Genomic DNA, 14,497 nt, shown 5'->3' with positions numbered 1-14,497 from the left:
ATGGGGGCTTTGACGAAAGCTGAGATGGCGGAACGTCTATACGAAGAGCTGGGTCTGAACAAGCGCGAGGCCAAGGAATTGGTCGAGCTGTTTTTTGAAGAGATCCGGCACGCTTTGGAAGACAACGAACAGGTCAAATTGTCCGGTTTCGGCAATTTTGACCTGCGGGACAAACGCCAGCGGCCTGGCCGCAATCCAAAAACGGGAGAAGAAATCCCGATCACGGCTCGCCGTGTGGTCACCTTTCGTCCAGGGCAGAAGTTGAAGGCCCGAGTTGAGGCTTATGCTGGAACCAAGTCATAACGACGAACTACCCGTCATCCCGGGCAAACGCTACTTCACCATCGGTGAAGTCAGCGAGCTGTGTGCGGTAAAACCGCACGTGCTGCGCTACTGGGAGCAGGAGTTTCCTCAACTCAACCCCGTCAAACGCACCGGGAACCGTCGGTATTATCAGCGCCAGGACGTGCTGATGATCCGACAGATCCGTGCATTGCTGTACGACCAGGGGTTCACCATCAGCGGCGCGCGCCAGCGCATGTCCGGTGATGAAGCCAAAGACGACACCACCCAATACAAGCAACTGATCCGCCAGATGATCTCCGAACTCGAAGATGTGTTGGTGGTGCTGAAGAAGTGATTCAGGCTTTTAAAAATACTTCCACATTTCAAAAGCTTGCGGTATATTCCGGTTCGCTTCGTCAAGAAGCAAACCCAGTAACACGCCTAGTCGGGGCGTAGCGCAGTCCGGTAGCGCACTAGCATGGGGTGCTAGGGGTCGAGTGTTCGAATCACTCCGTCCCGACCATATTTTTCAATGAGTTAGGCCAATGTTCACAGCATTGGCCTTTTTCATGTGCGTGAGTTTTGCGTGACTTGTCGTTTTTTCACGCCATGCTCAATCTAGACTTCAGTCGAGCCCAGCGCTCTCAAAATCGGTGGGATGGCTGAGCTGTGGCCTCTATGCTCACCGGGGGCCTTGCCGGGCCATGCCTGGCGGTGGAGTTAATGGATTTGAACTGCTCATTCCACTAGGTGCCGAAACAGCTACCACCCAGAGGATATAGCGATGACTGAAGAAAAGAAGAAAGAGCCCGAGCAGGAAACCCCAGCGCACTCCACTGAGCAAGAGCGTGAGCGCTTGAAGGACTTCAACAAAGACGGCATTCCGCCTGGCGCTTGCTGATCAGTTCACCAATGACGGCAGGACGTTCTAGCTGGATGGTCTCGAGGACCAAGTTCGTGACCATCTTCATTGCTCCGCAGAAAGCGACCTGCTTGCCCGGTCAGCAGACCTGGAATGTACTGCCTTACCTCCTTCTACTGTCAGTTCAGGAACGCAAAGGACGGCAGGCTTCTTCCAGAGCGGCGCGTACAGCCTGGCATAGATCATCGTCCCCAGGCTTTTGGCGAAAGTCTCGGAGTTGTTGTTGAAGGGCGGCGAAAGCAGTTCCTTCGACGGCCTTTGCCAGGCTCAGTAGCGGGTCTGGCTGAATGTATTGCAGGTGGTCGGGCGCCATGTAGAGCCCGTTGAGGTTCTGGTAGTCAGCGTCGATCCAGGCGTACAGGTGATGGTCAAAGCGCTCGGCAAAACGATAGCGGCCAAAGTCCATGATCTGCAGCTGCAGGGGCTCGGCGCTGGACTCCCCGGCCAACTGTACATTGACGCCGTCGATCACCAGCGGCTTGCCTTGGTTGTTCGCCAGCATCTGTTCCAATCGCTTGGTCACCTGGTTGTTGACCTTGAGTGTTGCGCCGTCGCGTTGTACCTGCAGTTTCCCATTCTCACGGCTGACGTGAAAACGCACCGCGCCACAGCTGCTGGCTGTCAGGCCATAACGCCTGAGGCGCAGTTCGGCTTGCATCAAGGCGCCCGCCAGCTCAGCCCCTTGCCAGTAACGTTGCCACTGGCAGCGCGGGCGGGTGCAGGGTCGGCGCAATAACAGGACGGCGGGTTCAGAGGCTCGACCGTCATGCCACAAGGCGTCGAAGCCCAGGTCAATTACGGCATAGGTCGGCAGCGGAGTGATCGCCTCTTTTGCATGAGTCATGGCTGCCAATACCAGATGTTCCATCAGCACTTCGTGCATGGCCTCGGCCAGGGTCAGCAAACCGTTGGAATGAGGAAGCACGGGGGCTTCATCCGGGGGCACACCGATGCCTTTGATGTCGAATAGCACCTGATCGCTGGAGGGCAAACAAAGCACTGCGGCCCTGCCATAGCGGGGCGGACGCCAAGCCGACGCGCGGCGGCTGTCGAGCGCGATCGGGGTGTTGATGCCTTGCGCTGCGGCTTGGCTGCTGGAGATAAAGGCGGCGTTGTCCAGCAGCCAATGGTCGATCTCGATGTGCGAGGACGTGTCCGTATGCGATCCCCAAAGCATGCCGAAGTCGGCCCGAATCGCTGCATAGTTGGCGAACAGGACCCGGGCGTCGGCCACCCCCAGCACCTGTTCTTCGATCAAGGCCTGGCCACTGTCGGCGTAGTCCGCAAGGTGCCGCACCCTTGGGCCGATAGTGAAAGGCTGGGCCAGGTCATGGATGCGCGGACTCATGGCAGGTCTGCGACCCAGGCCGCCAGATGTTGCGGATGGTCGAGGGCGGCCAGGGGGTCGAGCAGTATCCAGTTGCGATGCAGGTCCAAGGTGGGCCGCGGCCCCTGGGCCACCTCTGCGCGAGTGCCAAGCATGGGTAATTCCCTCAGTGGGCGCGGGGCTGGGGCACAGACGCCGAGGAGATCGGCATGAGGGCTGTAGCGAAGGTGTTCGAAGACCCGGGCGTCGCGAGTGCGGATCGGAATGAATTGCCAGCTGGGTGCCGATGAGTCCTGGGTTATCCAGGGATCCAGACCATATTGACGCAACTGCACCAATAATGCGGGCACCTGCAGCCGCAGCTTTTGGGTTCGCGCCTGGGCCGTTGCGACGGCCTGCATCAGGGCGGGCAGGGCATGGACCGACAAGGGCGGGCTCGACGCCGGGCGTGGTCGCGAACGTTGGCCTGGCGACCATACATCGATATCGGCATCCACCGGGGTGTCGCTGAACACTGCGCCGCCACCGCCGATATCCAGCGGCTTTCCGCTTCCCAGGGAGGTCACCACCCGTGATGCGCCAGGTCGATTGACGTCCCAGGCGCCAGCGCTGTCTTCGATGATTGGCATCTGCGACCCCAGTTGTCGCCGCAGGGCCGGAATGTCGCAAGGCAAACCGTATTGATAACGGCGATCACTGCATCCAGGCTGTTTTTATGACACCCCAGGGCGGCGCTGCTGAGCAGTAACTCAGCACCGTTTTCAATGATGACCGGTACCGCACCGGTATTGAGGACAGCTGCCACCACCTGATGACAGGTAGCCGCCGGAACGGCCACCCGCCACTCGGTTGTGACGCCTAATTGCCGTAACGCCAGTTCCAGCGCTGCGGTGCCGCTGCCTACCAGGGCTGCGTGACGGCGGGCGTAAAACTGTGCGAGCCAGGACGAGCACGGGAGCCTGTCGGCTTCCCGTGCTCGCCACTGACCATCGGCGGTGCTGGGGGCTACTTGCATTTGTCCATGGCGCAAGCGGTCAGGGCTTCAACCTTGCACTTGTCCATGGCGCAAGCGGTCAGGGCTTCAACCTTGCACTTGTCCATGGCGCAGGCCGTCAGGGCTTCAACCTTGCATTTGTCCATGGCGCAAGCGGTCAGGGCTTCGACCTTGCACTTGTCCATGGCGCAAGCGGTCAAGGCTTCGGCCCGGGCCCCGCCAATGCGCCAACTGGTGAACTTGCTTTGGGCCAGGGTCGCACGCTTGACCACATCCAGATGCAAGGTGCGGGCATCGTGATCGTTGCACTCAAGGAGAATCTCGTCCTCGGCCACCGCGAAGTGGTCATGCAGCAGGCAGAGTCCGAAGCGATCCAGGTTGCCATGGCGCTCCAGTAGCTCATGCAGGTCATTGATGAATTGCACGTCAGACGCGCCCAATGGCGTAGCTTCGGCAAAGGAGGGATTGGTGTGTCCGTTCATAAGGTGTACTCCAATATGTTTGAGTTTAAGCCTGTCAATGTCATCTACCGTACTCAGTGCATTTTCGCCTCATAGACCTCCTTGTCCCGGGGGAACCTTGTTGGCTGATATCCAGAGATTTTCGATGCTCAGCAATGGCGGTTGGTTGTCTGAGGGCAGTGCTCCCTGTGCCAGTTGGGTCGGATCGTCGGCGCTGAACGCGCGTAGGGTCAGGTCGACCCGTGCGTTGCCCTGGACCGTGGCTTTTTCGGCCAGGCGCCAGCGATCGATGGCCTGGCTGAACGTGCTGATGAAGGCGGGCGGGTTGTTCAGCGAAGTGGTCACCGGCAACATCAGCGCGGCCGGCAGCACGGTGCGCGCGACGACTCCCTGCCCTGCGATGTCGTAGCTGTAGCGCCCCTCCATGCCCACCTGGACCGTGGTGCCGTTGCTGCCTGAACCCAGGGCGGCAAAAAACGCATTCAAGTAGTCGTCCAGACTTGCATTCGCCACTGGCAGGCTGTCCAGGGAGAAGCTGTCCTGTGTGATGTGGGGGCTGATGCTGTCGACAAAGCGCACGACCGGTGTGGAGAAGCGGAACAGCGGATTGGTCTGCAAAGTGCCGATCTGCGCGGCGGGGAACAGGATGCGGTTGCGCTCCACCGACAGCGAAGCCCACGCGTCTTGATGATCGAACACATTGAGGGCCGGCAGGCTGGTGTGGCGCTCGTTGACCAGCAGCGCTTGCGCGTAATCGAGCCATTTTGCCGGCACGGCCCCCTTGAGGCGATAACGGTAGGCGATCAATCCGGGGTTGTCCGGATCGATGACGCTCACCGCCTCGTACTGCGTCGGATCTATTTCCACCCGTGGGGCCGGCAGGCTGACCTCGCCCCATTGGGCGAGGGTGGCGCTGGTTCGGCCGGTACCTGGATCGTAGCTGGCCGCCACATCGTTGATGGTCATGTCCAGCAACAGGGTCTCGGCCGCCTCTCGCCCGTCGATTGTCACCGCGGCGAGCACCTGGCTGAAGGCGCAGGTCAGGGCCTGGGGCGGCACAAATGTGGTTTTACTGCGGATCGGATTGGCCCAGGCGTGGTAGGCATCGGTGACCTCCTGGACGATGTACACGAAGGCCGCCACCGCATGCTGGGCCGCGGCGATTTGCAGCTCGGTCGGCTGGCTGACATTGATCCCGGTGAGGCTTTGCTGCATGGCCACTTCGATGCTCGGGTAAACGGTGACGAACTGGGCCAATGCGGCGACCAGGCTTTTACCAGTGCTGCGCAGCGCGCCGTTGGTTGTCGGGGTGTTCAGGGCTATGGCGACGTTGAGGCTGTCCTGGGCGGCACCCCGGACCAGGGAGTCAAAGGCATAAGTCCACTTGCTCAGGTCGCAGGCACTTTGTGCTGGCTGTGCCCAGGCTGTCGCTGTCTGGCTTTGGACCGTCGGTGGTTCAGGCAAGGCTCGCAGCAGCACCGGCAGGTTCATGGTCTGCCCCCCGGCCAAGGGGATCACCAACGGCCCGCTGATCAATGAGATCCAGTTCGATTGGGCGTAGCCGCTGATCCCCGGAACGCTGCGCATGTCGTGTTCCAAGTGACTGACCTGCAACGCCAGTTCCAGTGGTACATAGCTCCTTGCTGCCTCGTTGCGCGAATTGAACACAAACGCAAGGGCGCTTTCGCCAACCGAAGCCTGCAAGCGAATGCGGCCGCTGCCAAAGGCGTAGTTGTCGTTCCCTGTGCCGGGCGTTGACTGACTGGAGCCCGAAGCGCTCGGCTGGCCGTACAGCGACAACGTTTGGTCGGTCGCGCTGCCTTGCACGCAGAAGCCGACGATAGCGGTGGTGCTGTAGGCCGAGTACAGCTGGTTGAGCAAGGTCTGGCGCAATTTTTCAGCCGCTGCGGCGCGGGTTGCCCCGTCTTGCGGACCTGCCGATAGCACCGGTTCCAGGGTGGACGCGATATCGTCAGCCAGCACCTGCTTGGCGCTGAGGATTTTGCCGAGATTACCGTCCTTGAGCGGGTCCTTGCTGCCGAGCAGGGTATCGAGCAGGAACACTGAGGGGGCATAGGTCGGTGACAGGAAGCCGTCGATGGCCTTGAGGGCGGTTTCGAACCAGAGGTTCTGATCGACGCCAGTGAGGTTGAGTGTCGCCAGCTCATCGCCAGGGAACGGCTGGTCCGGCCGGTAGGTGGGGTAGATCTGCACGCTGTCGGAGGTCAGGCTGTTAGCGATCGGCCGGGCTGCGAAGTAGCCTGGGACCGGATCGATGCGGTAGCGAATACCTGCCGCGCCATCCTGCTCGGCGAAACGAACGGCCCACAGCGTCTGGCTGCGTCCGTCCGGCGTGCTGCCGGGGTCTGCGGTGCCGCTGCCGACCCGGGTCAGCCAGGCGCCGGGGCGCAGGAACAGCGCCTCGAAGGCTGCGGCGAACACGCTATATCCACTGGTGCTGGCCGTCGCTGGATCGGGGACCGGCAGCAGGGTACTGGCCACCGCCACGCCGCCTGCCAGGCCGGCGACATCCGGCGCCACCAGGGTCGAGACGCGCCGCAGGCTGAGGGTCAGGCTCAGGGGCAGGATCGAGCCGGGCGCGAGGCTATCGATATCCACCGCCAGGCACAGGCGCACGGTAGTCGGCGGTGTTGCAGTGGCGCCCTGGATCAATTGGCCGAGGTACAGAATCACCCCGTTGATGTAGTCCAGCAACGGCTGCGACTGGCTGACGTCGAGCTGGCTCAGTGGCTGGGCGAACAGGCTGTTGAGCAGTTCCACGCTGACCGCGCGGCCGTTGCACCAGGGCAGGTTCAAGTCCTGGTAGGACTGGTTCAGTTGGTAGTAGATCAGGCTGAACATTTCCAGATCCTTACCTGCCTGGACCTTGATGTCGCCGCCGCCTGCCGGGTCGTAACTGGAGGTGTCGAGGCTCAGATGGATAACCAGTTGCACACCGCCGGCAGCGGCTTCATAGGCGTAGAAGGCGCGGGTGTTGGGCCAGGCCGACAGGGCGATCAGGCGATCGTTGTAGCGCAACGGCAGTGGGGGATGGTTGAGGCTGCCACTGTAGCCGGCCGGCGGCTGCTGGAAGGGCGTCACTGTGATGTTGCCAAAGATGTCCAGCCAGGAGAGGTTCACCTGGGCGAAGCTGCCCACCCCTCGATAGGGGTTGTCGGAGGCGGCCGGCAGGCCTGGGTCCACCGGCTGCGGGGCGGCATTGCTGGTAGCGCGGCGTGCCAGGCCAAGGGTTTGCTGATAGGTGTACTGGCTGTCCTCGGCCAGGGCGTTGAGGGCCTCGCGTCGGCTCTGCAGGTTGCGCATGGCTCGACGATGGCTTTGCGCCTCAAGTTCATCCGCCCCAATGTCCGGCCGCTGTGGCCCGAAGGGCAGGGCCAGGTCGCTGGCGCTGAACCAGGGCGAGCCGTCGATGCCTGCACTCAGCACCGAGTAAAGGTTGTACAGATAGGCACTGGCATAACCGTCTGGGTCCACACTCGGGGAGTCCACCGGTGGCGGGTTGTCACGCAGGACACTGAAAGCGGCATTGCCTTGGTTGAACACCGCTTGCAAATCGAAGGTGCGGGTATCAAGGGTCAATGCGCTGCCACTGACCAGCAGCCCGACTACTCGCTCGGCACCGACCGCCAGTGCTTCGAGATCGAGCCCGTAGTAATCGGCCAGGGACTGCAGGCTGTTGCCCGGTGCAAGGCTGCCGTCAACGATATAGACCAGAGCCGGGATGAACAGCGCCACGGTGCTGGCAGCGCTGACGCCGGGGTTGAGGGCCGCGATCTGCGCGGCGGTGACCGGTTGCAGTGCCCCCACCGAGTAGTAGCGGGCCAGATTGTCGAGAATTGCCGCGGGCACGCCATTGCCTGCGCTGGCGTCGGCCGGTGTCACCAAGTGGATGATGCCGTCTATCGGTACCTGTGCGTTGGTGGTCAGTGTTGCGCCCGGATTGAGTTCGGCAATGCGTCCGGAGCCGATACCGTAGAACGTCGCCAGGCTTTCCAGGCTGTCGCTGGCGCGGGTCGGCTGGCTGAGCCCTACGGTGCTGGTCGAGCGCAGGGCCATGTGGCTGCCTTGCTGGATCACCGTATCGGTGGTGACAAAGGCGTTGATGAAGTTGCACAGGCGGCCTTGCAGGGCGCCGCGTGGATAGGTCACTACCAGCGTCAGGGTCGCCGTGCCACTGTCGTCGAAAATCCCATCGGGCAACCCGCTGGCGGCGATCACGTCGTAATAGCTCAAGTAGTAGCCGCCCGAACGGACGGTAGACAGTTCCCAGAGCAGTTTCACCACTTCCTGAGGGGGGTTGAGGATACCGCGCGGCCCAGCGTCGTCGGCCGTGCGCGGGGTCATCAAGTCGGGTGGCGGGTTGGTTTCGGTTGACAGGTTGGTCTGGGTCAGAAACGCGAGGAAGTCGCTCTGTGCCTGACTCAGCAGGTTGCTGGCCTTGGCATTGCCCTGGGGCATCAGCAGGAACTGGCCGCTGATGATTGACGTACCCAACTCGCTCACTGCGCTCAACAGACGCTCCAGCAATTGTGCATCGGTGGCTGAAGGGCCCAGCAGTTGGTAGGTATAAGACAGGCTGCTGCCGTCGCTGGCGATGACGCCGGGCTCGGCCTGGGGCAGCCGCTTGATGGTGAAGTCGACCCGGGTCGCGTAGCTGTAGGAGACTATTTCGCGGCGCGTCGTTTCGAGGGTTGCGGGGTCGGTTGAAACTTCCCAAGGGGTGAAGGCCGGCAGGTAGGGCAGTTGCTGCGAGAGATCAGGCAGTTGCGGGGCGAGACAGCCCACCCGCTGGTTGCTCAGTAGGACCAGGCCATCCGGCAGGGACCAGAGTAGGGGTTGCACGCTGGGCGCCTCTTCGGTTGAGGCGCGCAGGTTCGGCTGGCAGAGGTCACGCAGTTGCTGGAGGTCGGCGGTTGACCACAGGGAGACGCTTTTAACCGCATAGTCTTTCGGGCTGCGGGCGACGGTCGGCAGCAGGCTGATGCTCGGTGCCGGCTGGAACTTGCCTTGTTGCGCGTAGGCCAGCACCACGCAAAGGTTGCTGTAGGCCTCGTTCAGGTTCATTGAGCCGCTGCTGCCGCCGGCGATCTTGACGAACGACAAGTCGACACCATGGCTGCTGGCGTTGCGGCTCAGGCTGATGGGGAAGTCAGTCCCGGGCATCTGGTCGGTTGGCGTGGGGAACTGCTGGCCGGTCAGTTGATAGAGACCATAGGCGCTCTGGTTGTTTGGGTAGAGGAATTGCGCGCCCAGGCTCAAGCCACCCATGCCCGCCGGGTTTGACGGCAGGCGCAGGCCATAGGCCAGGAAGCGCGAAAGCATGCCCGCCAACTGGGCCAGTTGATCGGTGCCCACCACCACGGCCCACAGGTCTTGGGTAAAGAGGCTATCGAGGGCTGTCAGGGTGATCTGCTGCGTGGCGAATAGCGGTCCGACACTGAGGTTGCCAGACAGCGGATCACTGAACAGGGCCATGGTATTCACGCCAAAGCGTGCGCTGCTGCTGTTCAGACTGTCGCCAGCGGCGGTCTGGTACGCCAGGCTCGGCAGCAGCAACGGTTGGCCCGGCAACAGCAGGCCGGCCATGGTGTAGAGCGCGTTGTCCCGGGCCAGTACCGGCAGGTCGATACCCAGGGCCCTGGCCAGGCTGTTGAACGTTTCCCCGGGGCCCGTGGTGTATTGGTGAATATCGTTGCCCGCCATCAGGCTGATGAGTTGACCGGCGGCAATCACCGTCGAGTTGCCGTTGGCCAGGATCAAACCCGCCGCGGTGGTCGTCCAACGGGCTGGCACGGCGCTGTCGGACCAGGCCCGTGCGACTGTTGCCAGGGTGTCGCTGCTTTGCAGGGTATAGGCCGGCAGGGGGATGTCCAGCGTCAGCCCATCAGTCAAGGCGACTTCGCCGTTGGGCCGGACAATATCGTCGAGGGTCAGGCTGTTGCCGCGAGCTTCATTGGTCCATTGCAGGATCTGTTCGATGGAGTTGCCGTTGGCCGTGGCATAGGCGTAGTCGTCAAAGGCATTGAGGGCAACCTGCAACAGTTGGCGGCCGATGACCATGAAGGCATCGGTAAAAATCACGGCGGCCATCGATTCGTTATCATCGTCCGCGGCGCGCAGCGGCGGCGCGCGGCGTTCATCCTTGGTCGTGATAACCGCCGCCAGTTCCTTGAATAACTGCGCGACGTTGCTGCGGTAGGTGCTGTTGGTGCCCACGTACTGGAGAAAGTCCAGGGTCGCGCTACCGGCGTTCGCCAGGGGGACGTCCAGCGACAGGCCGTCGAAGACCGGGAACAGCACCGAGCCGGCCTCCAGCACCTGCTTGATCTGCGCCTGGTTGGCAGCGTCGGGCAACGTGATGCTGACGTCGAAGGACGACAGGAACGTCAGCAACTCGCTGATGCCGAACGGCGGGTTGGCCAGGTCGGCGAGGCGTTCGATATCCACCTCCAGCAGGGCCTTGTCCACCAACGTGCCAAGGATGTCGGCCAGGGTGTCCTGCTCGCTTCTGGCTGAGCCCAGGGTGCCGATCAGCCACGGCAGGTAATCTGCGCACAAGCGCTCGAAACTACTGGCGCCAACCGCCTGCCGTGTCGGTTGAGTCGGGGACGGTGCGTCCATGGTCAACAGGAACACGAAAGCACCTTGCTGGCCGCTGTAGCTGTTCACGCCTTCGTTGCACATCACGGTGAATTGCGGCGTCGCGTACAGGTTCAATGCCGGCTTGGTTGCACTGCGCGGCACCGACATTGCCTTGGGTTTGACGGCCCGTCGCTGGGCGGCGAGTTGCAGATGCCGAGCCTGGCGAGCCAGCAACGCGGTCGGCTCGGCCCAGGGGGCCGGGCCGCTGTTGAGGGCATTGATCTCAAAGCGTGCCGAGACGTCGGCATGGAAGGAAAAGCTGATGCTGAAACTGAACAATCCCAGGTCGATCTTGACCTTGACGCTGACTTCCACTGTGGCTCGGGCGGCGATAGGAATTGGCATGTAGCTTTCGTACGTCAGGGAGAGCGACAGGGTGATACGCACGTTGACCGCCGCCGAAATAATGGCGAAGTCGATGCTGCCGTAGAGCAGGCCGATGACCCCGACGGTGCCCTGGATCTTGAAGTAGTAGTCGTCCTGCACACTGCTGTTGGCCGTGACCAGAGCGGTGGACGGGCGATAGGCGTGAAAGGCGGCGATGGTGCCCTCCAGGATGCCGAATACGGTCAGCGCGAAGCCGGCCTTGAGCGGCCCCTTGACGAAGTTGTAGCCCAGGCCCAGTTGCAGACCCAGGCCGAAGACGATCACCGGGTCGAAGGTGCCCTGGGTGGTCTTCGGAACCTGGGTCGCGGTGACCGACGAGAGCTTGCCCAGGTAGAAACCACCGGCACCCAGCACTGGTACGCCGTAGACGATCGCGCTAATCGAGAACGAACGGCTAAAGTCGAGATTGTAGGGGAAGCCGATATCGACGAAAAAATCGCCATTGGTATAGATCTTCACTCCAATTTCCGGCAGCACGATCGATACCGCACCGAAGTTCAGGTTGCGGATGCTGTCGGGAAAGGTCCATTCGATCTGGTAGACGCCCACATCGTCGGTGATTTTCTTGTAGAGGATGTCGAGCACCAGATTACCCAGCGCCTTGGCTTTCTCTCCGGCAAGGGCCATGCGCAGGCCGTAGAGGTTGGGGTCGTTGAACACCAGCATCAGGTCGACGGTCCAGTCCTTGCCGGTCTTGAGCAGCAACAGTTGCCCGGCGATCAGCCAGTCGCTGTTGCGGTTGTAGTACGGCGTGCCCTTGGTGCCGCTGTCGCCAGGGTTCAGCGGGTTGCTGGAACCGGTCGTTGAAGGCACCGCTTTCAAGGCGTCGATCACCGCTTTGGTATTGGCGAAGCTGTCGTAGCCACTGATGGCCACGCGTTGGCCAAGTACCAGCAACGGTAGGCTGAAATAGTCCGTACCTTGGCCCGGAACCGAAGGCAGCTTGTCCACGGGCTGGCCTTTCTGGGGATCCAGCAGGTTGCTCCAATCCTGTTGTTCCTCGGGATTGTTGCCTTTGAACACAGAGGAGCCGTCGATGCCCAGGGTGATTTTGTCGACGCCGTCGACCTTCTTGCGTTCGAACACCAGGCCGTCGATGCTCATGAAACCCAGGTCAATTTTGCTCGCCAGGGTGTATTTGGCGGCGATGGTCGGCGTGCTGCCGTTACTGGTTTGCAGGTTGATGACCAGTGACAGGCCGTCGAGGGAAACCTGGTTGAGCACGTCCCAGGGTGAGTCGAGCGTAAAGTAGGGGTCGCCCAGGGACTGCATGAGTTTCTGGATCAGGCGCCCCAGGCTCCAGTTTTCCAAGGTGAAGGTCAGGGTTTTCCTGTCGACCTGATAAATCGCCGTCAAGCCTTCCCAGGACAGGCTCAATTGGGCATTGCTGCCCTGATTGTCGGGCGCGAAGCTATAGCCCAGCAACACGCTGTCGTTGAGGAAACTGAAATCCCACAGCGTAGTAGCGCTGCCACTATACTGCTGTTGGGCGGGTTTGCTGGCGTCGTAGCTCAGGCTCAGGGTGGCCAGGGTGTCGACGCTGAAGGCCTGGCCCAGGTTGAAGGTCCAGCGCAGGCTACCGGCGACGGTGTAGCGGTCGATCGGCGTGGCACCAGTGGCAAGAGTGGCGTCCACCTCAAGCGTGTCGACCAGCAGCGTGCCAGGCAGGAAGTCCGGGAACGTGAAGGCGCCACCGAAGCTGAGGAATTGGCTGACCAGCTGTTGCACATCCACCGGTTGCGCCAGCCGTGCGGCCACTGTCCAGGTGGCTGGGGACTGGGTGCCGTCATAGTCGATGCTGGCGTTGGCGAAATACGGCCCGATGCCGACCAGTCCGCCGATGCCCGCCTGGTAAGTGGTGACCGGCGCGGTATTGGCGATACCGCTGGCACTGGTGGGGGTGGTGGCCTTGATATAAAGCTGACCGTCGGTGACCGAGAGTATCGGCTGGTCGTCGAGCGTGAACAGGTTCAGGTCCAGTTCGAAGCCGGCGTTGAAGGCGTAGCTCTTGGCGCCCACGTCAAGGCTCAGGCCTACGTCGGACAGCGAGGCATCGACGAAGCTCTTGGGAATGCGGATCAAACCCAGGGTGAGCGTGGCAATCAGGTCGTTGAGATTGGCGGTACCGTCAAAACGTGCGAGCAACTGCAGGTCGGAATTGAATTGGACGAAGAACAGGCCGTTTTCTCCGGTGGTCTTGCCCTTGAACACTTCGGGTAACAACAGGAACTGGGTCTGGAACAGAAAACTATGGGCACTGCCCTGGGGAAGAAAGTTGATGCCCCATACCAACTCGAAATCGGTGACGCCGAAAACCAACTGGTTGGTCGGGTCCTGCAAGGGGACCCAAGGGTGCCCGGCATTGATCACCGTCGGGTCTGCCCCCAAGGTCACGCTGGCGCTGCTCAGGGCCAGGCTGGGGCTGGTGGCGCCGCTGAGGCTGAGGCTGCGCAGGCCGATCCCGGAAAGGAACTGCTGCAGGACCGGTGGCGTTCCCGTGAAAAAACTGCCGTTGTTATCCAGCAGGCCGATGACCGTGGCCGGGGTCAACAGGGCGCTGCCGTCGTCGCTGTGGCCGAGGTAGAAATTGAACGCGTTGCCATTGTTGATCTGGGCCAGGGCGCGCATCTGATAGTCGATGGATTGACCGCGCTGGTCCGTCAGGCTCAGGTCGAGGCCCAGATACAGGCTGACCTGCTGGTCGTAGAAGGCTTGCGCCGGGTCGTCGCCGTCCTGCAGTTCCGGCGGGCCGATGATCAACCCGAAAACCGGCGCATCGACACTCAGATTAAACAGTTTCAAACCGCTGTCCGCGCCGAGGAAAGCCGCCTGCAGGGTCGTGGTCGGCATGAAGATGTCGATCCCGTCGACCTTGGCGAAATCCATGCTGCCGCTAAAGGGCAGGGCGAGGGTTGGAAAGCCCAGGCCCTGCACCACCGCGACCGCATTGCTGAGCTGGGCGGGCGGCGTCAGGTTGGCGGTAAATCCCTGGCAGGGACCCAGGTTGTCATTGAAGGTGAACACCGCGTTGCTGATCACGGCCCACTTGAAGGGAATCCCGGTGGCAAAATTCGACAGATCGGACCAGGTCCAACTGGCCGGCGTGGTAACGACCTCCAGGCTCAAGGCCTGGGCACCGACGATGCCCCTCAGGCCAAAGGTCAACACCAGCCCCTGCTGCACGTCCTGTTGCAGAAACCGCGCACTGACGCCCGTGGCCTTGAACGTTTGGCTGGTCGGGTTCAGCGGTTGCACGCTTTGCGCTGTCAGGCTGATCGACAACCCGGCGACAGGCGATTGGAAGGCCGCGTTGAGGTCGCTGTCCAGGCTGTCAGAAACGCTGACGCCGGCATCCGCCAGGCCTGCGATCAGGTAGTCACGGGTGAGGAGGATCGGGGCGCCGGCATCGCGAGTCAGCGCCGCGGCGAGGTTGCTCAGTGGGTTGTTGGCCATCTGTC

At 61.8% G+C, this 14,497-nt stretch carries 7 protein-coding genes and 1 tRNA gene; 3 read left to right on the top strand and 5 right to left on the bottom strand.

The annotated features are described in order from the left end of the window. The 3 genes from ihfA (at nucleotide 1) to C4J94_RS17620 (ending at nucleotide 808) form a co-directional block, all read left to right on the top strand. Nucleotides 1-303 (top strand): integration host factor subunit alpha, encoded by a 303-nt coding sequence (gene ihfA / locus C4J94_RS17630; protein WP_002553164.1) that lies wholly within the window; start codon nucleotides 1-3, stop codon nucleotides 301-303. Then, entirely contained in the window at nucleotides 284-640 is a 357-nt protein-coding gene (locus C4J94_RS17625; protein ID WP_003174972.1) for a MerR family transcriptional regulator, read from the top strand. The genes ihfA and C4J94_RS17625 overlap by 20 nt, the downstream gene beginning before the upstream one ends. A gap of 91 nt (nucleotides 641-731) precedes the next feature. Continuing rightward, nucleotides 732-808, top strand: a tRNA-Pro gene (locus C4J94_RS17620). A 523-nt stretch (nucleotides 809-1,331) separates the two neighbouring features. Here C4J94_RS17620 and C4J94_RS17610 read toward each other — a convergent pair. From C4J94_RS17610 to C4J94_RS17595, 5 genes are all read right to left on the bottom strand, one after another. Then, the gene (locus tag C4J94_RS17610) at nucleotides 1,332-2,555 is read right to left on the bottom strand and encodes a hypothetical protein (RefSeq protein ID WP_124387349.1); all 1,224 of its coding nucleotides are present in this window, start codon (nucleotides 2,553-2,555) and stop codon (nucleotides 1,332-1,334) included. Next, the gene (locus C4J94_RS27885) at nucleotides 2,552-3,163 is read right to left on the bottom strand and encodes a hypothetical protein (RefSeq protein ID WP_256657549.1); all 612 of its coding nucleotides are present in this window, start codon (nucleotides 3,161-3,163) and stop codon (nucleotides 2,552-2,554) included. Before C4J94_RS27885 ends, C4J94_RS17610 begins: the two co-directional genes overlap by 4 nt. Further along, the gene (locus C4J94_RS27880; protein WP_256657548.1) at nucleotides 3,097-3,549 is read right to left on the bottom strand and encodes a DegT/DnrJ/EryC1/StrS family aminotransferase; all 453 of its coding nucleotides are present in this window, start codon (nucleotides 3,547-3,549) and stop codon (nucleotides 3,097-3,099) included. The genes C4J94_RS27885 and C4J94_RS27880 overlap by 67 nt, the downstream gene beginning before the upstream one ends. Next, a complete protein-coding gene (locus C4J94_RS17600) occupies nucleotides 3,540-4,010 on the bottom strand; it encodes a hypothetical protein (protein WP_124387348.1) in 471 nt (156 codons plus the stop codon). The genes C4J94_RS27880 and C4J94_RS17600 overlap by 10 nt, the downstream gene beginning before the upstream one ends. Before the next feature lie 69 nt (nucleotides 4,011-4,079). Next, nucleotides 4,080-14,492 (bottom strand): LysM peptidoglycan-binding domain-containing protein, encoded by a 10,413-nt coding sequence (locus tag C4J94_RS17595; protein ID WP_124387347.1) that lies wholly within the window; start codon nucleotides 14,490-14,492, stop codon nucleotides 4,080-4,082. Nucleotides 14,493-14,497: the final 5 nt, after the last annotated feature.

The sequence above is a fragment of the Pseudomonas sp. R5-89-07 genome, assembly GCF_003851685.1.
Classification (GTDB): Bacteria; Pseudomonadota; Gammaproteobacteria; order Pseudomonadales; family Pseudomonadaceae; genus Aquipseudomonas.
The sequence above is the reverse complement of the archived record's forward strand: the minus strand, read 5'-3'. Positions and strand labels throughout refer to the sequence as shown.